Annotated in this window: 1 protein-coding gene (only partly in view); it reads right to left on the bottom strand. The window is 71.1% G+C overall.

The features are described 5' to 3' along the window. Positions 1-21750, bottom strand: the 5' portion of a protein-coding gene (locus RHODO2019_RS06535) for an FG-GAP-like repeat-containing protein (protein WP_265384186.1). The gene continues 20058 nt to the left of window position 1, outside the view; the window shows 21750 of its 41808 coding nt (coding positions 1-21750); its start codon is at positions 21748-21750; the stop codon falls past the left edge of the window.

Below are 21750 nucleotides of genomic sequence, written 5' to 3'. Positions count from 1 at the left end.
CAGCTCGGCCGTACCGATCTTGAAGCCGTTGTCGTACACGATCAGGCCCGGGATGACGCCACTGGCCAGGTCACTGCCGTCGGTGGGCGCGTCGATGTTGTGACCGGCGCTCGGGTCGTACGGCCGGATGCTGCCGGTTACCCCGAGGGTCGGGAAGGTGATCGACGCCGACGCGATCCGCAGCAGTTCCTGTGGTCCGTCCTTCGGGTCGTGGCTGGGGTCGTAGTGCATGACGACGCCGGAGGCGGTCAGCGTCGCGACGTTCGGGATGGTCGCCTCGAGCGAGGCCACCTGGATGCTCCACCCGCCGGTCGGTGCGATCCGGAAGTTGCCGCTGAGCAGGCCGAGCGCATCGACGGACAGACCGAACGACCCCTCCAGGCCGATCAGGTCGACGGTGACGCCCGACCCGGACTGTGCGCCGGACGGCGTCGCGGTGCTCGGGGCCCCGGTTCCGCTGGTGGCCGGCCGGCTGCCGAAGGCCAGGGTGGCCCGGTTGACGCGGAGCACGATCGTCAGCACCAGCATACCGTCGCTGAAGCCGACGTCGCCGAGGCCGATGCTCGGCCCCTGCAACGCCAGCGGGCCGAGGGAGATGTTGCCGCCGGTGGTGGTCGCGCCCGCGGCGCTGACGTCGAGGGTGAAGGTCGAGCTCAGGTTCGGCACGTTCCAGCCCGAGGTGTTCGTCGGGTCGGACGTCCTGGCCACCGTCGACCACGCCGGGCGGCCGTGCGGGAAGGCGACCGATGGCGTGCCCCAGCCGAGGAAGGTGACCTGGACGTTGCCGGGGCCGAACAGGTCGATCGTGTTGGCCTTGTTGGCGTCTTTGAGGAAGTACCGGTAGGTGACCGTCTTCGCGTCGGCGGCGCGCCCGCTGATGAGCAGCGGCAGCCCGACCAGCACCGGCGCGCCGTTGGCGTCACGCTGGACGTCCAGGACGCCGGTGCCGGTGAGGGTGAACTCCGCAGCGGCGTCCTCGATAGAGGACTTGTCGATCGCGCTGCCGTCGAGGCTGGTGTAGGTGACGTCGAGGTAGCCCCGCGCGTTGAGGTCGGCCGCGGTCAAGGTGGCGCCATCGAGCGGGCTGGCGAGTGCGGCGACCGGGCCGGGCTTCTGGTCCGGCGCGGTGACGATGTAGAAGCGCTCGATCTGCGCCATGTTGCCGATACCGCTGTTGTCCTGGAACCGGCCGGCGATGAAGCGCACCTCGACCGCGCCACCGGTTGCGCTCGGCGTCCAACCCGACCACGAGTAGGTCCAGGTGTTGACCTTGCCCGCGACCTGGTGACCGGCGCCGAACGTGATGGTGGTGACCTTGGTGCCGTTCTCCCATACCTCGAACGGCGCCGTCGCGAAGCGGCCGCTCGTGAAGCCTGCCGCGTTGAGGTCGTTGTACACGACCTCGAGGCAGGCGGAGTTGCCGCAGTCGCCGCCGCCGGCGAGCAGGTCCGAGCGCACGACCGTCGCGCCGTTGACCGGGTTCGCCAGGTTGACCGTCGGGAAGAGCACCGGCGGGGGCGGCGGCGTGGTGGCGGCCCCAGGGGTGATCGGTGGCGTCGCCGGCGGACCGAAGGTGGCCGCCGAGATGTCGGGGAACAGCGAGAAGTCGGTCACCTTGAACGCCGACAGGCGGAAGCCGGTGAGCGGGGAGATGCTGAAGGACGCGAAGCCCTGGAGGTCGATGATCCCCGTGCCGTTCAGCGCGACGAGGATGTGCGCGCCACCGATGGTGAGGTCGAGGGTGCCGTTGGGCTCACGGGTGACCGCGAGCGTGCCGGTGATGTCGATGACCCCACCGATGTAGATGTGCAGGCTGGTGACCAGCAGCGTGAATGTCTGCGCGGCGACGCTGACCCCGCCGCACGTCGTGGCCGTGTTCGCCGACGACGAGCAGTCGATGGTGCTGGTGTTGATCCGGAAGTCGACCGAGCCGCTGACGCCGAGCCCGTCCAGGCCGACGAGCGCGACGCCGCCGCTCACGCTGAGCACGTAGGTGCCGTCGGCGAAGCGGTGCACCTCGACCTTGGCGTTGATGATTCGCAGGCCGACCGCGTCCGCGTTCGGCTGGTTGTTGATGCGGCCCGGTCCGGAGCCGACGAAGACGCCCAACCCGGTGCCGGCGAAGTTGCCGCTGGTGTCGAGGGAGAAGCTGCCCTCGATCTCGAGCACGCCACCGAAGTCGAGGCTCACGTCCTGCGCGGTGAACGTGATGGCCGGGCCGGCTGCGGTCGCGGCGGCGGACGTGATGTGCAGAGCCGAGCCGTTCAGTTCGATGGTGCGGTCGACGGCGGCGTGGGAGGTGTTGACCACGATGCCGACCGTCGCGCCGGCGCTGAAGGTGTTGAACGCACGGCTGATGTGACCGGTGAGCGTGATTGCCACACCGGCGTTTGCGCCCGAGATCACCAGGATCGCGCCGCTCAGGTGGTCGACGATCGTGCTGTAGGTCGACGCGCCGGAGTCCTGCTTGAGGAACGCGAGGTCGGTGACCGCGACCGTGAGCACCGTGGAGTCAGCGTTGAGGCCGGTGCCGCCGACCAGCTTGTCGGCGCCGTAGTCGGTGGCCTGCTCGAACAGGAAGTTGCCGCTGAGGCGGTAGCTGCCGAGTTCAAGAACCAGGTTCGTCGCGCTGGCCCGCAGATACGGACCAGCCGGGACGTTCACGGTTACCGGCGTGCCGCCGACGTCGACGGTCTGGTTGACGGCCCGGGTCGTCGTGTTGACCTCGAGGGCGACGGTGCCGCTGACGGTCGGGAAGTCGGACGGCATGCCGATGGTGGCCACGTCCGCGGTGATGGAGCCGGCCAGGCCACCGGGCTGGAGGATGAAGGCGCCGTGGCCGTGGCTGAGCTGCAGCCCCATCTGGGTAACGGCCGGAGAAGCCGTGGCATCAGCGGGCTGGCCGAGGAACAGCGTGACGCCGGTGAATCCGATCGTCACGACCTTCGTGCCGGCAGCGGTGGTCTTCTGCTCGAAGGTGAAGACGCCGCCCAGTTGCTGGCCGAAGATGGTCAGCGACACCGGCGAGCTCGGCGTCCCGGCCTGGATGTTCAGGTACGGGCCCACCGGGACGCTGATCGTGTAGGGCGCGCCGTCGAGCGTGATCAGGTGGTTGGTGACGGCGCTGTTGCCGGTGTTGATCTGCACGCGGACGCTCAGCCCGCTGCCCAGGCCGACGTTGGTGCCGAGCGTCGTGGCCAGCGACGTTCCGAGCGTCAGCGTTCCGGTCAGGTCGGCAGCCACACCGCTGGGCGTCACCAGTACGACGCCGCTGATCGCCACGCTGAGCAGGGTCTGCGCGCCGTTGCCGAGCTCGAGCTTGACGCTCAGGGCAAGTGCGATCTCCTTCGTCACCGGGTCCTGCTGGACGGTGAAGGCACCGGTGAGGCGCTGCCCGGCGATGCCGAGCACGACGTTGGTGGCAATGATCTTGATGCCCCGCGCGATCGTCACGCTGCCCACCAGCTGCGAGGTCGCCGTCGTGTTCAGCTCGAGCGCGAAGGTACCCGACAGCGTGACGCCGGGGACGTTCAGCGCGAGGTCGACGGACATGCTGCCCGCGATGCCACCCGGCAGGACGGTGAACGTTCCCGCGCCGTTGCTGATCGACACGACCGGAGCGCCCGGCGGACCGAGGGCCAGGCTCACGTTGGCGAACGAGATGGTCAGCGTGTTCACCGAGCTGGTGCTGATCTTCTCGATGCTCACGTCGGCGTGCAGCCTCTGACCGCCGATCGTGATGTTGATTCCCGTGGCCGCGACCTCCAGGTACTTGCCCGCGGGCAGGTGGAGGGCGAACGTCGTGCCGTCCACGACGAACAATTCGTTGACCGCGACGGTGCGCTGGTTGATGTCGAGGCTGATCTCGTCCACCGAGGCGGCCACGCCACTGCCGAGGAACAGCGCCGCGCCGGCCGAGATGTGCCCGGCGAAACCGGTGCCGCCGAGCAGCAGCAGCGCACTGCCGGTGGTCAGCCAGAAGCCGGTGTCGTCGTTCTTGGCGGTCGGGTTCGCGCCGGTGAAGTGGGTGTTGTTGTCGTCACCGACGAACACCGAGACGTCGACCGCGCCGATCTTGAGCTGCGAACCGTCGTCGGTGGTGCCGAGCTTGCCGTCCACACCCGGCGTGGCCGACTTCTCGAAGAAGAAGACACCCTGCACGGACAGGAAGGATCCGATACCGATCGTGACCGGCGTGGCGATCGTGCCGAGCTGGAACCGGACGTACGGGCCGGCCGGCAGGGTCACCGTGTTCGGGTCGGTTCCCACCGTCGCCGGGGCCGCGGTGGTGTTGATCTCCAGCGTCCCGGAGAGGCCGGTGAGGGCGAGGACGGTGCTATCGATGCCCCGCAGCTCGACGTTCGCCGTGAAGTTGGCCGCGATGCCCGCCGCGGTGATCTTGATGTCTCCGCCACCGGTGAGCGCGACGCCCTTGTCGTCGGTGGTCACCGACGTACCGCCGTCGTCACCGAAGAACACGTCGAGGTTCGTGATCGAGAGCGTCGTGACCGCAGCCGCGCCGGTGCCCGTCCGCCTGAAGGACATGTCGCCGCCGATACGCTGGCCACCGACGACGAGCGCGACTCCGGTACCGCGGAAGGCTAGGGCGGCGTCGAGGTCGCCCCCGGCGATGACCACACCGCCGAGGGTCACGTCAGGCACCGTGACCGTCGCCGTGCCGGTGTTGAGCTCCAGCCGCAGGTCGCCGGACAGGTCCACGCCGGGGACGTTCAGCTCGACGGTTCCGCTGACCGATCCGGCCATGCCCGCGGCGCCGATCACGAAGGCGCCCTGGCCATTGGCGAGCGTCAGGACGCCGCCGAGGCTGAGCGCGAAGTTCGACACCGCGAGCACGGTCACGGTGGTTGCGCTGGCGCCGGAGCCGCTGGTCGCCCGCTCGAACGAGACGTTGCCGGTCAGGGTCTGCCCGCCGATCGACAGCGTGACGTCGGTGGCCTCGACCCGCAGGTACGGTCCGCCGACCAGGTCGATCGAGTCCGTCTCGTCGCCCACGGTCAGGCGCTGCTGCACTCTCGCCGACGTCTGGTTGATCGCGAGGGAGAAGGTGCCGCTGATCTGGACGCTGGGGGGCAGCAGCGACGACAGGTTGACGGCGCCCGACAGCTCAGCCGCCAGGCCGCCCGTCGAGCCTGCGCTCGCCGGCACCATGACCAGCAGCCCGTGGACGTCACTCATGAGCGCGGCGCCGCCCATCGTCAGCGCCACACCCGACACCGCGAACGCGGTCTCGCTGGCGCCGCCGAACGCGGTGCGCTGGATCGCGAAGGAGCCGACCAGGGTGACCGTTCCGATCGTCAGCGTGAGCGGCGAGCCGTCGATGCGGAAGTAGGGGCCCGCCTCCAGGCGATCCGAGCCGATCTGCACTGCCTGGGCGCCGGTGTTGACCTCGACCTTGAAGCTGCCCGTCAGGGTGGCTGTGCCGAGGGTGATGCTGCCGAGGGTGAGCGTGAGCACCCCGGCCACGCCCGCCGGCGAGGCGACGAGGGTGCCACCGAGCGTGATGTCGGCCAGGCCGGGAAGCGAGAGCACCGCACCAGTGAGCGAGACGGTGACCGTCTTCGCGCCGGTCGCGTCGGTGGCCTGGGTGAACGACAACGTGGCGACGGTGAGCCTCTGGCCGGCGATGGTGAAGGAGATCGCCGTACCGGTGATCGCGACCATGCCGGCGCCGGTGGTGTCGATGTGCAGCGCGAGGATGCCGGTCACCTGTACACCGGGCAGCAGCACCGACACGGTGCCCGCCACGTCACCGACGATGCCCGCGGCGGCAAGCGTCAGGTTCGCGGTGCCCTGGGTGATGGAGATGATCGGAGTGGTACCGCTGCCGAGCGAGAGGCTCACGTTGCTCAGCGCGATGCTCGTCGTGCCGCTGGCCTTGGTGATCACGACGTCGGCCGCGAGGTGCTGGCCAGCGATGGTCAGCGTCAGCCCGGTCGCCTCGAACCGCAGGTAGGGCCCGGCCGGTAGCACGAGGGAGACGGTCTGGGCGCCGAGGTCGACCTGGGCCGAGACGTCAGTGGTGCCGGTGTTGATCGACAGCGTGAGAGAGCTGTCGATCTGCACGCCCGTGACGTTCAGCGCGACGTGACCGTGGAACCGCGCCGCCACACCGGTGGCCGTGACCACCATCGCGCCCGAGCCGTCGGTCAGGACCACGGGCCCGAGGGTCAACGACACGGTGGTCACCGCGACGCGGATCTGCTTGGTCGCCGCCGTGCCAGGTGCCGAGCCGGCCGGCGGCGGCACGGTCACCTGCTCGAAGGCGAAGACACCCACGAGCGACTCGGTGCTGACCGTCAGGGTGACCGGGTGCAGCGTGGTTCCGAGGACGACACGGACGGTGCCGGCTGCGACGCCGGTCGTCGGGTCGTCGCTGCCTGTCGTGTTGAGCTGCACCGATGCGGCGATGCCGGCCTGGATGATCCCGGGCAGGTTCAGGTCGACCGAGGCGGTGAGCGAGGCGATGACGCCGTCCCGATTGAAGATCAGCGTGCCGGTGGTGATCGTGACCGCGACCGGGTGGACGCCGCCGACGGGCGTGCCGAGGTTCAGCACCACCGCCTGCGACGTGCCGCCGGGCACCGTCACTCCCGTACCCAGGGTCAGGGTGAAGACACCGGTCGCTGCGCTGTGCGTGATGCCGAAGCTGCCGGAGAGGCTCAGGCCCGGCACGCCGAACGTCAGGTTGCCTGCGACGCTCGCGTTCGTGCCGTCGTACCTCAGCTGGACGGTGCCGCGGAAGGTCAGCCCGTTGATCCCGACGATGCTGATCGTGCCCGCGGCGTTGAGCGCGTGCGTCGTGCTGTCGTAGGTGCCGTTCACGCCGGTGATGAGCAGGCCCTCGGCGTTCGGGTTCGGCGTCGTGTGGTCGTCCAGGAACGGCGGGCCACTTCCGATGAACACCGTGCCGTCGGTGATCGTCCCGGCGCTGTAGCCGCCGGACAGCTGGATGAAGCCGGCAATGACGATCGTCCCTGAGCCCGACACCGCGATGAACGGGCTGCTGGCGCTGGCCGCGACCTCGGTGCCGCTGAACGTCACCGGGATGTCGTCGCCGTCGACGGTGATCGTCACGTCGACCGCCTGGGTGCTGCTGTTGAACCGCACGGCGGCGGTGGCGGCGGCGTTGAAGCCGCCGGCGGTGGCCGACAGCGAGCCGGCGAAGGTACCTGCGACGCCGGCGCCCGTGCCGCCGACAGCGGGGACCAGGACGAACGCGCCGCGCACGTTGGTGATGCTCAGCGCGCTCGCACCGGCTCCGGAGCCGTCGCCGGTGCTCGGTGTGAGGCTCACGGTGACGCCGGTCAGGCCGATCACGGTGGAGGAGACCGGCACCTGCTGGACGGCCCGGCTGGTGCCGCCGAAGAGCAGGACGTCGGCGTCGGCGTCGGTGTCGACGTTGCGGATCGCGACACCCAGCCCGCCAGTGGTCAGGATCTGGGTGCCGGCGTCGAAGCAGTTCGTCCCCGAGGCGTTGCACCCGTGGTTGTGGTAAAGCCAGGTCGCGGTGGCCGTGGTCAACACGACGTCGAGCCGGCCGTCGCCGTCGACGTCGCCGACGGCGATGCCAGTCGCGGCGGGAGTGGCAGGGGTGGCGGCGAGGGCGGCCGGAGCGGCGAGCCACGGGGCGGCCGAGGCGGTGCCAGACAGGTTCGAGTACACGACCGACGGGCCGCCGTTGACGGCGCCGACGATGTCGTCGAGCCCGTCGCCGTTCACGTCGCCCACGGCGAGCGCGACGCTGTGCGCGGGGGTCGTCGGGTCGATCCTGGCGCCGAAGCCGGACCAGGACGCGGCGCCGCCCTGGTTGATGTAGTAGCGGTCGCCGCCGCTCGAGCCGACGAACAGGTCGAGGCGGCCGTCGTTGTTCACCTTGGCCAGGGCCAGCGCGGTCACGTCGGTGGCGGTGGTGAGCGTCGCGGCGGCGGTGGTGCTCACTCCGGTCCAGGTGAACGGTGCGGCGGCCGTGACGGTGCCGGCGAACACCTTCGTCGAGTCGTTCGCGGTTCCGGTGGTGTTGATGCCGACCACGATGTCGGCGAAGCCGTCCCCGGTGACGTCACCGACGGTGACCGCCGTCGCGTTGGGGGTGCTGAGGGTCATCGCCGAGCCGGCCGCGGTGCCGTTCGGGGTGTTGGCGAAGCCGAGCCACGCACCGGAGGCGTTCGCGCCCAGGTTGCGCAGGACGTAGGTGCTGCCCACGCCGCTGGAGGTCGCTCCGACGACGATCAGGTCGAGCCAGCCGTCGTTGTTCATGTCAGCCACCGCGACCGCGACCGCGCCGCCGGTGAGCGCCGGCAGCGAGGCCGGCGCGGTGTAGGTCAGCATGTCCGGTGCGCCTGCTGTGGACGACGCTCCGCCCAGCAGCACGTGGTAAGTACCGGTATCGCTCGTGCCGATGAGCAGGTCGCCGAAGCCGTCGTGGTTGAGGTCGCCCGTCGCCATCGCGCTCTCGTGCAGCGTGACCGTGACGCTGGCAGCCTGGAAGCCCGGCTGCACACTCCGCTCGACGACGAAGCTCCCGGCGAACCCGATCCCGGAGACGGTCAGCGTGGCCGAGGTCAGCGACAGGCGCAGGAACGGTCCGGCCGGGGCCGACAGGGTCTGCTGCGTCGCCGCGTCGTCGCCGTAGGTGACGTCAACCACGTTGGCGCCGGTGTTGATCTGCAGCGCGACGGCGCCGGCGAGCGTGATCGACGAGGGCAACGTGAAGATGCTGACGCCGCCCGCGGTCAGGTTCCCCGTGAAGTTGGCCGCGACACCCGCGTTGGTCACGAGGATCGCACCGCCCCAGTGGTGGGCCGCGGTGACGTTGACGATGGCGCCGATCTGCAGGGTGAGGTCTGTCACCGTGACGAGCACTGAGCGGCCGTCGTCGGCGTTGCCCAGCGTGCCGTCCAGGCCGGGCGTGTGGGTGACCGTGACGGTGAACGTGCCGCCGATGGACTGGCCGCCGATGACGAGCAGTGCGTTGGTGGCGGTGATCTGGAAGAGCCGCGCGGCCAGGATGGCCGTACCGACCGTCTGTGTGGCCGTCGTCGTGTTGACCTGGACGTTCATCGCACCGGAGAACGACACGCCCGGGACGTCCACGGCGACGTCGCCGCTGATGGATCCGTACACGCCGGCGCCACTGCCGCTGGTGATCGTCAGCTGGCCGTCGAGGTGGGTGGCCCGCACCAGGGGGTCGCCGCCCGCCCCGAGCGAGATCTCGCCGTTGGCGACCGCGAGCTTCACGATGCCGGCGCCCTTGCTGAACGTGATCTGCCCGGCGGTCAGGGCGAGGCCGGCGAGGCCGATGACGACGTTCGTGCCGGTAATGACGACAGTCGGGTTCGGCGAGACGGCTGCGGAGTCGAACTGGGCCCGCAGCGTGCCGCTGATCGCCACCCCGGGGATGCCGACCAGCTCAACGGTGCCCTGCACCGACCCGGTGAGCGCGGTACCGAGCGTCAGGTCGGCCGAACCACCGGTCAGCCGGACCAGGGCCCGGTTGCCGTCACCGATCAGCAGCCGGACGTTGGCCGCGGTGACGTGCACGGTCGCGCCGCTGTTCTCCAGCACGAAGTCGCCGCTGAGGGTCTCGCCCAGGACGGTGGCCACGACACCGGTGCCGGAGATGCGCAGGTACGGCCCGGCCGGAACGTCGAGGTCCACACTCCCGCCGCCGACGAGCAGGTGCTGCTGCGCCTCGGTCCTCGAAGTGTTGATCGCCAGCTCGAACCGGCCGGAGATGCTGAGCAGGCTCGATGCCGTCACCGACAGCGTGCCGGCGATGCTGCCCGCGATACCGCCCCCGCCGATGACGATGAGGCCCGAGCCGTTGCTGAGGGAGACGAAGCCGCCGAGGCTGACCATGACGCCGGAGAGCCCGATCGTGACGACGCGCCCGGTCGATGTGGTCGCCTGCTGCACGAGCACGTCGGCGGTGAAGGTCTGACCCAGCACGCCGATCGTGATGGCCGTGCCGGTGACCTCCAGCGCGCCGGTCGTGGTGTCGAAGCTGAGCCTCAGCGTGCCCGTCAGCGAGGCGCCGGGAAGGGTGATCCCGGCGGTCATCCCGACGGTGCCGCGCAGGCCGGCCGCATCGATGGTCAGCGTGGCCGTACCGGTCTGGGTGAACGTCGCCGTGGCCGCGCCGTCACCCATGACGAGCACCAGGTTCTCCCCGACGACGTCGATCACCGACCGTCCGGCGGCGTCAGTGCGCCGCGTCAAGGTGAGGTCAACCGAGAGCGTCTGGCCGAGGATGCTGATGCTGAGCCCGGTGCCCTTGACGCGCAGGTACGGCCCGGTGACCGGAAGCGCCAGGGTCACCGGCACGCCCGCGACGACGAAGGTCTCGTCGACCGGGTGCCCGATGGTGCTGATCTGGACGCTGAGCGACCCGGTGACGACGACCTGCGGCACGGTGACCGTGATCGTGCCGCTGCCCTGGCCGGCGAGCCCGGACGGGGTGATCAGCAGCAGCAGCGAACCGTTGCGCACCGATACCGCACCGGCGAGGTCGATGGCGACGTTGGTGGCGGCGACCCGGATCCGCGCGGCGCCGCCGGAGGTGGTGACGCTGTCGAAGGCGAAGTCGCCGGTGATGCGCTGGCCGAGCACGGTGAGGGTCAGGCCGGCCGCCTCGAAGCGCAGGTACGGCCCGCCGGGGACGTCGACGGTGATGTCCGATCCACCGACCCTGATCGTCTGGTGGACCGCGCCGGACGTGGTGTTCAGTTCGAGGCTCAGCCCACCGGACGCGGAGACACCGGCGGGCAGCGCCAACGCCACCTGCCCGCTGATCTGCCCGACGATTCCGGCCGCGGTGACGACGAGCAGACCGGAGCCGCCGACGAGCTGCACGCCGTAGGTGCCCGTGCCGATGGAGAAGCCGACGTGCGAGAGGCCGATGACGGTGACCGGGACGTTGCTGGCGTCGACGGTCCGCTCGACCGCCATGTCGGCGGTCAGCGTCTGACCCAGGACCGTCAGCGTCATGCCGGTGCCGTCGAAGCGCAGGTACGGGCCGGTGGGCAGGTCCAGGTGCGCCGTGCTCGACCCGAGGGACACCGTGCGGCTGACCGCGGCACCGGTGGTGTTGATCGCGAGGCTCAGGCCGGTGGTGAAGCCGACGCCCGGAACCGTCAGCGAGAGGGTGCCGGAGACCTGGGCCGCGAGACCGCTCGGGCCGAGCACGAGGAACCCGGAACCGTTGGTCAGCGAGGCCGAGCCGTCCACGGTGAGCGAGAGGTTCTGCGCGGCGAGGACGAGGCCGTCGGCGGTCTTGTCGATGGCGAGACTGGCGGTGAGCACCTGACCCAACACGCCGATGTGCGCGGCGGTGAGGGCGAAGGTGGTGACGCGTGAGGTGTCAGCGAAGACCACGCCGACCGGGTCGGCGGTGCTTCCCGGGATGCTGATCATCTGGTTGATCGCCAGGCCAGTGGTGTTGACGCGCGCCTGCGCCGTGCCCGTCAGTGTGATGCCCGGGACGCCGAGCAGCGAGACGGTGCCCTGCGCGGTGAAGGCGAACGTGGTCGTGGCGCCGTTGATCTGCACCAGGCCGATCGTCGCGTCGGTGAGCAGCACGCCGGTGGCGAGCGGGTTGAGCGCACCGCCGCCGAGGAACGCCGGGCCCTGGCCGATGAAGACCTGCAGGCCTTGGCCGGCGAACACCTTCGCGGCCTGGCCACTCGCCAGCGTCACGTCCTGGAGGGTGATGTTGCCCTTGACGGTGAGGAACCCGCCGATGTCGAGGGACAGGTCGGAGATCGTGTACTCGAAGACGTTGAGGTTGCCCGGGTCGGCGAAGCTGATAGCGACGGCGCGGCCGCCGATGAGGATGCTCTTCTCGACCGCGTGCTTCGTGGCGTTGACGCGAACCATGACGGTGGCGCCGGCGCTGACGCCCGAGCCCGTGACCTGAAGTGTGCCGGTGAAGTAGCCCGCCACACCGGCGTTGGCGTCCGGGTCTACGACGAGGGACCCCTCTCCGCCGGTGATGATGTTGTTCGTGCCGTCGCTGACGGTGACGTTGGTGAACCCGAGCACCGTGGACGCGCCGGCGTTGCTCACGCCGAAGTTGCCGGAGAGGGTGAAGGCGCCGACCGTCAGGCTGCCGCCGACGACGGTGACCGCCACCGAGCCGGGCGCGAAGGTCAGCGCGAGCGTGCCCACCGAACCGCTGAACGGGAGGCTGGCCTGGAAGGTCACGCCGCTCAGCGTGAGGCTGCCGACCACGCCGGCCGACGACAGGCTGACCGTGCCGCTGCCGTCGGCGACGGTGACCGCGCCGGCGATCGAGAGCAGGTTGGTACCGCCCGCAACCACCGCGCCGTCGGTGTTGCTGATCGTGACGCTCAACGTGCGGCTGCCGTCGGCGGCGGTGCCGCTGATGACGGTGACGTCGCCGTGCAGTTCGAGGCCGAGTGCCGACAGCGTCGCGCTGGTGATGCCCAGCTCGAAGGTGGAGCCGACGACGCTCGCGTCCACCGTGCCCGAGAGGGTGAACCCGGGCAGCGACAGGGCGACGGTGCCACCGAGGTCGAGCCTCACCAGCGCGGTGCCCGAGGCCACCGCGGTGGCCGTCCCGTCGGTGACCGTGAGCAGCCCGCCACCGAGGTCGAGCGCCGCCCCAGCCACCGTGATGGTGGTGGTGCTGCCGTCCTTCGCCATGGTGAGGTCACCGGAGATGCGCTGGCCGGCGATGTCGATCGCGAGTCCCGTACCGACGAAGTTGATGTAGGGCGTCGTCGCGGTGGTGTTGAACGCCAGCGACAGCGCGCCCTCGACGCTCACTCCCGGGATGCTGACCGCGACCGTCCCCGACACGGTGCCGACGTAGCCCGCGGTGGTCGCGGTGAAGCTGCCCGAACCGTGGGTCAGTGCCACGCCCGGGACGCTGAACGAGGCGTTCGACACGGTGACGGTCAGCTGGGCCACGCCCTGCGCGTCGAGGGTCCGGTCGACGAGCAGATCGGCGGTGAGCGCCCCACCGGCGATGGTCAGCGTCGTGTTGGCCGCCTCGCCCCGCAGGTGCCCAGTGGCGGTGTCGACGTCGACGGTCAGCACGCCGCTGAGGCCGAGCGCGGACGAGGCGAGCGTCGCGGTGAAGCTGCCACCGAGGCCGCCCGAGCCCACGGTGAGCGTCCCGGCGCCACTGTTCAGCGTGAGCAGGCCGGCACCCATGGTCACCGTCGCGCCGCTGATCGTGAGCTCGGTGACCACCGCACCGTTTACGGTGCGGCGGTTGAAGGTGAAGGTGCCGCCGAGGGTGGCGCCGCCGATGGTGAGCACCGCGTCGCTGGCCGAGAGGGAGAACGTCGGTGTAGCGCCTGTGTCGAGCGACAGGCTGAAGGTGCCGGTGAGCGCGGCACCCGGGAAGCTGGCGGTCACCGTTCCGGCGAGGGCCACGCCAGGCGTCGAGACCCCGGCGGCGCTGAAGCGCAGGCCGCCACTGATCCCGCTCAGGGACAGGAACGGCGTCCCCGCCGACGACAGCGTCGCGCGGAGGTGGGTCACCGCCACCTCGATGCCGGAGCTGTCCCGGGTGAACGTGAGGTCACCGGTGAACTGCTGTCCGAGCACCGTGAGGGTGAGGCCGGTCGCGACGACGGTCCCCAGGTCGGCGCTCGTGAACGTCAACGAGATCTGCCCGGCGCCGACCGCGATCGCCTGGGTGATCGGGCCGAGCGAGTTGTACCGCAGTCGCACCGCACCGCTGAGCGCGACGCTGGGGATGCCGACCAGGGCCACGTCGCCGCTGACGTCCAGCGCGTAGCCGCTCGTGCCGTTCCAGACCATGCCGACGGTGCCACCGGTGATGACCAGGCCCTGCGCCAGCGGGTTGCGGTCGCCGTTCGCCAGCGTGAGCGGCCCGTTGCCGAAGAACACGGTCAGGCCGGTGCCGCCGAAGACCTGGTTGCCGCCGGTGACGGTGGTCCAGGTGACGATGCCCTCGATCGAGACCGGTCCGACGTCGAGGCTGCCGCTGACGGTGACCGAGAAGACGCTGCCCTCGTCGGCGCCGAAGACGATGTGCAGCGTGGTGCCGGCGGCGTCGATGCTGGTGTCGACGGCTGCGCCGGTCGTGTTCAGGCGGACCGTGACGGTGGCGGTATTGCCCGAGATCGTGGCCGTGCCGGTGAGGTAGCCCGCCACGCCGGCGTCCGTGACGACGAGCGCGCCGCTGCCTGCGGTGACCCTCACGCCGCCGGAGCTGGCCGAGGTGGTGGCCGTGACGTTCGACAGGCCGACCGCCGTGGTGCTGCCCTGGTGCTCGATCGCCAGGGTGCCCGAGATCGTGCCGAGGCTGGTGGGCAGCGTGATCGAGCTGGCCGTGATGACCAGCCGCACGACGAGGTCGGCGCCGGTCGTGTCGAGATGCACGGTGGCGGCCGTCGTGAAGGCCGGCAGGTTGCCGAGCGTGATGGTGCAGCTGGCGACGCTCAGGTCACCGACGATCCCGGCGGACGACACGGTGAGGTCGAGGCTGCCACCGGTGATCGTCGCCACGCCGAAGCTCGTGCCGATGTTGCTCGCGGTGACGGTGACCACGCCGGCCGTCGTCGTCAGGGTGACCGTCCCGGTGAGCGTCTGCGAGCCGACGGTCAGCGTCGCCGAGGTGGTGCCGTTGCCGATCGTGATCCCGCTGGTCGAGCTGATCGCGACGGGTCCGGTGAGCGTCGCGCCACCGAGGGCGGCGGTCGCCGTCGTCGCGGTGAGGTTGATCGCTCCGCCGAAGGTGACGGTGCCGCTCACGCCGGTGATCGTGGCCAGGCCGGCGATGCTCGCGCTCGCCCCGGTGAGCGTGATGGTCGAGCTCGCGGTGTCGATGGTGACGCCGCCACCGACGGTCACGGGGCCGAGGGTGAACTGGAGCGCCGTCGCGCTGATCGTCAGCGCGCCCGCGGTGGTGCGCACGATCGAGAGATCACCGGAAACGGCAACGCCGGCGAGCCCACCGGTCACTGCCACCGAGCCGGCCGCGGTCAGCGCGGTGCCGGTGGAGTCTGCGACGAGGCTGAGGCTGCCACCCGACAGCGTCAGGTGCGCGGTGCCGCTGCCGATCGAGACGGCCAGGTTGCTGCCGGTGACCCTGACGACGGGGGTGGCGCCGCTGGCATCGCGCGTCACGCTGAGGTCACCGGTGAGGCTGACCGAGCCGAACGCCAGCGACAACCCGGTGCCGCTCACCGAGGTGCTGTGCGCGGCGACCGAAACGCCGCTGAGGATCAGGGCGGCGTCCGTCGGGTTGTACTGGGCGACGAGGTTGCCGGTGACGGTGAACGCGGAGCCGCCGAGGACGGCCACGGTGCCGACCGCGCGCAGGGCCAGCTCGCCGTCGGCCAGGATTCTCCCCTCGAAGCTGGAGAGCGTCAGCTGGACGCCGATCGACGCCGAGCCGACCGACAGGTGCAGGCCGCTGCCCAGGATCGTGATGATGCCGGCTACCCGGGTCACGGTGAAGGATCCGCTCACCGAGCCGACCGGCGTCGCCAGAACGCCGTCCGTCGAGGTGATCTGGAGCTGGCCCGAGGTGACCGCAACGCTTCCGGTGCCGGTGAAGGACAGGCCCGGGACGGTGACCGGCAGGGTCAGGGTGCCGGACGCCGTGGCCGAGATCGTCCCGTCGGCTGCGATTGTGAGGCTGCCACTGCCACCACCGGGGCCGGTGACCGCGATCGTGACGCCCGAGCCGACGGTGACGCCCAGCGTGCCCGCGATCGTCAGCGCGCCGAACACGGACAGGCTTCCGGTCACGCTCAGCACGACCGACGGGATGCTGGTGTCGACGGTCAGTGTGACGGTGCCGGAGCCGCTCGCGCCGACACCGGGTACCGCGCCGAGGGAGAACTGACCGGTGAGGCTGCCGGTGACGCCATTCGCGGACCTGGTCATGGTGCCCGCGGTGCCGGTGACATCGAGGAAGGCGCCGCCTGCACCGAGCGTGGCAGTGGCCGAGGTGATCGTGACCCCGACCGTGCTGGCCGTGGCCAGGTCACCGCCGAAGGTCAATGACCCGGTCATGCTCAGGTGCAGGCCGGCGACGCCGGTGAGGCTCAGCGTTCCCGTCAGGGAGCCGGTGACCGAGCTGCCGGTCAGCGCCAGGCTGCCGCTGGCGCCGGAGAGCGTGAGCGTCGCGGTACCGAGGGAGACCTGGGCGCTGACGTTGCTCGCCGTGACGGTCAAGCCGCTGGCGCTCGCCGCGATCGTGACGTTGCCCGAGATGCTGCCGCCGCTGCCGAGGCTGAACGTTCCCGAACCACTCAGGCCACTCGCCGTGTCCGGCAGTCCGAGGGTGACAGTCGCGCTGCCGGTCGACACGCTCACCGGGGCGTCGGCCAGGCCGGTGAGCTCGTTGACCGCGAACGTCCAGTCCGGCGACGAGACGGTCACCGAGTCGGCGCTGGCCAGGCTCACCGTGCCGGTGACCTGCAGGGCGATCAGTGCCGCCGAGGCGGGATCGGTCTGCCTGGAGACGAAGGCAACGGTCGCGTTGCTCAGCTGGGCGTGTGTGCCGGCCGCCGTGCCGACCGTGAGGGTCGCACCGACTGCCCCGATCGTCAGCTGCCGGGCGGTCCCGACATAGCTCGCCGTCACCGTGACCGTGGGTGCGGAGAGGGTGGCGAGCGAGCCGAGGGTGAGGCTCAGGTTGGACGCGGTGAGCGTCAGCGTGCCGGCGCCGGCCGCTTGCCCGGCCAGCACATAGGTCAGGGTGACCGCGCCGAGAGCACCCGCGGGCGTCAAGCCACCACCGATCGTCGCCCCCGCGGAGGTGAGGGTGACGGTGCCGGTGTACAGCGTGGTCGGGCCGGAGGTGTCGGCCGACATCGACGTGATCGTCAGGGTCGGCGTCGTGAGGCTGAAGACGCCGGCGATGCTGAGGTTGGCGGCGAACACGTTGGTGTACGGGAAGGCGCCGGCCGCGGCGGCGAGCTGGGCGCCGATCGCGGTGATGACGTCGGCGGGCGGCGGGACGAACCCGGCGAGGTACTCGCTGAAGTGCGGCAGGGCGGCGCTCACCAGACCGGCGCCCGCCGGACCCGAGGCGATCAGCCGCGGTCCGGCGGCCGGGTCCAGGTACCAGATCGTCGAGTAGGCAGCGGCGTCACCGACGTTGATGGTCAGGCGGGGCGCCACTGCGAACTGGGTGATCGGTGCGCCGCTCGCGGCATCGAAGGCCAGCAGTTCGTAGACGTCGGACGTTGCCAGGATGCTGATCTGCGACGCCGGCCGGACGCGGATCAGGATCCACGCGTCCGAGGGCAGCGAGCCGGCTGCGAAGCTGAGGGTCGCGGCGCCTGCGTGGACGGTGCCACCGTGTGCTGCGGAGATGAGGACCGATCCGGCAGGCGGCGTGAAGGCCGGCATCTGCGGGACGGGCGAACCAGCGGCGTCGGCGGTGGTGGTGGTCACACCGTGCGCGGTGGTCGTGGTGCGGGAGCTGACGAGGTTCAGTGCGGTGGAGCCGGGGTAGGCCGTCGCGGTTGCCGAGGTCAGGTCGTCGCCGGGGGGTCCACGACCGGCGTGGACCGTTAGGTTCTGGGCGCTGAACACCTCGAGAGAGGCACGGGCCTCGGTCAGGCCGTTAACGACGTTGATCGCGATCGACGAGCCGGCTGCGTTCGCCGCGCCCGAACCCGAGGACCCCGCGCTGGCCGCGGCACTCACCGAGCTGCCGACGGGGATCCAGACCGGGCCACCGCCGGAGAGCCCGACGCCCTCGGGAACCACACCGGTCGTCGTCGTGGTCGCGATGTTCACCGCGACCGAGCCGACCGGCGCCGTGCCGAGTTCAGGCAGGGCGGTGGAGCTTCGTCCTTGCCCGCCCTGCGCGGTAGCGATCGCGTCGGCCAGCGAACGGAGCGCGGGCAGGGCCAGCGCCGCTGCCACACGTGGTCCGCCCGCCCATGGGCTGGTGACAGCGGAGGTGACGGAGTTGCCGGTCGCCGCGATCTGCACGGCGCCCGCGGCGGAGATCACCCGTTCGATCCGGGCGTCGGTGGTGTGCTCCGCGTCGGTGACCGCCACCTGCGAGGCGGTGGTGTGGGCCTCCGCGTCCTGCGTTGCCTGCAGCGTGAGGTCGCCGGTGAGCGTCGTGTCACCACCAGATCCGACGAGAGCTCGGCTGCTCACCGTCGAGAGCGTCACCGCTGAGCCGGACGCTGTCCCGGTCGCATCGGCGGTAGACGCATCGGTGGTGGTCGTGCGCAGGGTCAGGTTCCGGACCCCGGCGAGCGACGCACCGTCGCCCAGCACGCTCTCGGTGTCACGGTTGAGCACCAGGACGACGAGCACCGGGGCGGTGCTGCCACTACTCGCCCGGGCGTCGGAGCGTCCGTCCGAGGTCGCGTTCAACAGGAGGTCGAGTGGTCCGGATGCCGAGCTCATCGTGGTGTTCGCCCCGACGCTGCTGCTGGTGCGCGAGCGGCTGACGACGATCGCGAGCCCGCCGTTGCCTCCACCGGACTGGGCGAGCGAACGCGTGCGGGAGCCGGAGTTGTCGGCCGACACCTCGACCGAGGGCGCTCCCAGGAGCAGGCGGCCGACCGCCTGCGCGACGGTGTCTACATCGGCCAGCGCCAAGGCGCCCGCCGCTCCGGGACCCGAGGACCTGGAGCTGTCGGCGTCGGCGAGCACGTCGTCGCTCGTGATGGCGCGCACGGTCTGGCTCGCGAGACCCCAGAGGCTGACCAGCTGACCGAGCGACGAGCCCAGGGTCGCATCGGTGCTGCCACTCAGCCGGCCGAGCGACAGCACGGCCGCGACCGGCAGCAGCCCGGCCGTGGATCCGAGGGCGCCGCCGGTGAGCAGTGCGAGCGACCCGCCGTTGCCGGTCGCGCCGCCATGGCTCGCCACCGAGGTCGCGGCCACTGATCCGGACGCCGAGGCCAGCACGTCCAGACCGGCGGCGCGAACCCCGTCCGGCCCGAGGCCGTCGAGGATCGCCCGAGTGAGACGGTCGACCAGTGCCTGGGCGACGGCCGCGCCAGCATCGGCGGCGGACGCGTCCGCTCTCGACGTGGCGTCGGTCTGGTTCACCGCGCGGATCGTCAGGGCGCCACCCGCATCGACGGTGCTCGTCCCACCGATGTGCGCGATGGAGGTGCTGCGCAGCGTCGCCTGGGCTACGGCCGCGTCGAGCGCGGCATCGAGGTGCCCGCTGAGACCGGTGGCGATCGCCGATCCCTTCGCACAGGAGGAGGACAGAACGTTGACCGCCCCGAGTGCGCGCAGCACCGAGTCGATGACCTCGGCTCGCGCGCTCGATGAACCATGGACGAAGGCCAGCTGAGCGGCAGCGACCAGGTCGGCGAGCGAGGTCGCGGAGAGGGTGATGGTGCCACCGTGCAGGCTCGCGCCCGTGACGGTCACGGATGCGTCCGCATCCGTTCGGATCGCGTCGGTGCTGTCGGCAGCCGACAGCGTCAGGTCACCCGTGCCGACGTCGATGCTCGCTCCGGAGCCGACCGCGAGATGACGTCCGAGCAGGGTGAGCCCGGCCGAACCGCCGGCCCAACCGAGTCCGCCGGTGACGGTGATCGTTCCGGTGCCGGCGTCGATGAGCGCCTGATCCGATGGTGCCGCGAAGTTGAGGACGGTGCCGCCGCTGAGCCCGGAGACGGACATGGCGGCGCCTGGGCCACCGGTTCCCACGTGAAGGTCGGACCCGTCGCTCGTCAGCGTGAGCTGACTGGACCCGAGATCGCTGACCTGGTCGAAGCCGTCGGAGGTGATCGACAGCCCGCCGCGGAGCAGTTCGAGCAGGCCTGCCGTCGATCGGTACGCGGCGGCTGCCGTTGCTCCGCCGATGACCAGCGAGTCGAGGCCAGTACCGGCGTGCACCGTGATCGCGACCGCGCTCGGCGCACCCTGGAGGTTGACCGTGACGGCGTCGTCACTGGCACCACCCTGGACGGCCACCGCGGAGATGCCGGGGAGGCCGAGTGTCGCAACCTCGCCTGTCGAGGAGGTGAAGACGACGACGTTGGCGCCCTGGGCCCAGGAGAGCGTCCCGCGGATCGGGGCGTCGTTTGCGGCGGCCAACGTCGCAGTACCACCCTGCACCGTCCACACCGGAGCGGCCGGTTGGCCGGTCGCCGGCGTGCTCGTGCTGGTGGTCGTCGTGTTCGGCGTCGCCACGGAGTTGGTCGTCGTCGTCGTGGCGGCGCTGGCCGGGGGCGTCGCGGAACCGGCCGTGGTCGTGGCGTCCGGCGTTGCGGGCTGCGTCGTCGTGTCCGCCGCGGCGATCGCGGTTACCGGAGCGCCGGTGCCGGGGTCGGTCGAGGGGGCCGGGTCGGCGGCGGGTGCCGGGACAGTCTCGGGGGCGGCTGCCGTTGGTGCCGGAACAGTCTCGGGGGCGGCTGTCGGTGGTGCCGGGACAGTCGCGAGGGCCGGAGCAGGGAGGGCCGGGGCGCTGTCAACGGTGCGGACGTCGCCCGCCGCGAGGGACTCGGCCATCAGGCCGGTTGCGGTGTGATCGAGGCCGAGCGCGTGCCCGACCTCGTGACGCAGCACGGTGATCAGGCTCATGTGGGCAGACGCCGGGTCGGCCGGGTAGTCGACGCTCCAGCCCCAGCCTGCGGCGGTCGGGACGATGACGATGCTTGTACCGGTGGTGGCACCGAGGGTGAGGCCGTCCAGGTCGCCGATCCTGGCGCTGATGCCCGAGGTGTTGCCACCAGCCGCCTGCCAGTCCGACGTTGCCTGCGCCAGCGCGCTGGCCAGCTGACCCGCGGTGAGGGAGGCACCCGTCGCAGCCGCGGCCGGGGCGGCGGCGGCGGCGATCGGCTCCGTGCCAGTGCCCGTCGTGCCAGTGCCCGTCGTGCCAGTGCCCGTCGTGCCAGTGCCCGTCGTGCCAGTGCCCGTCGTGCCAGTGCCCGTCGTGGCGGTCCCCGTCGTGGCGGTCCCCGTCGTGGCGGTCCCCGTCGTGGCGGTCCCCGTGGTGGCGGTCCCCGTGGTGGCGGTCCCCGTCGTGGCGGTCCCCGTCGTGGCGGTGCCCGTCGTGCCAGTGCCCGTCGTGCCAGTGCCCGTCGTGCCAGTGCCCGTCGTGCCAGTGCCCGTCGTGCCGGTCCCCGTCATGCCGGTCCCCGTCGTGGATCCGGAGCTGCCGGCGCCGGCCGTGTCGACCGGGCAGGAGACCGACGCCTGCTGGCCTTGGCCGGCGTTGACGGTCGTGCAGTTCTTGGTCGACAGCGCCCGAGCAAGGGCTTCAAGGGCGTCTTGCAGCTGACGGTTCGCGTCAGCCTTGGCCGCGTCGACCCGCTGCTGAGTCAGCTGGGCGTCGGTGAGGCCGGCCGCGGATCCGGCCGCCTGGGCGCTGCCCTCAGTGAGGCCCGAGTGACCGGCTGGGGCAGTACCGGACGTCGCCCCGGCAGCGGCAGTACCGGGCGCGGCCCCGACAGCGGTCTGCGGGGCAGAAACCTGGGCTCCGACGAGCTGATCCAGCCGCTGCTGTGCTTGGGTGGTGTTGCTCGCGAAGGCGACGGCGGGCTCGATCCGCAGGGCCAGCTGGGGGGCCGCAGCGGGTGAAGTGGGGGGCGCCGCGGGGGCGGTGATCTGCGGCGCCGGTGCAGGGTTCGCTGGCTGCGCGGCGGCCAGCTGGACCGGGGTGACGACGGTCAGTGCTGTAGCGACCGAAGCGACCAGGGCCAGGGCGCACCGACGGGACGAGAGCGGGAACCACTGTCCCGGACTCGTAAACCCCAGGCGACGCGCGCCGAGATGCCTCAGATTCAT

The sequence above is a fragment of the Rhodococcus antarcticus genome, from assembly GCF_026153295.1.
Lineage (GTDB): Bacteria > Actinomycetota > Actinomycetes > Mycobacteriales > Mycobacteriaceae > Rhodococcus_D > Rhodococcus_D antarcticus.
The sequence above is the reverse complement of the archived record's forward strand: the minus strand, read 5'-3'. Positions and strand labels throughout refer to the sequence as shown.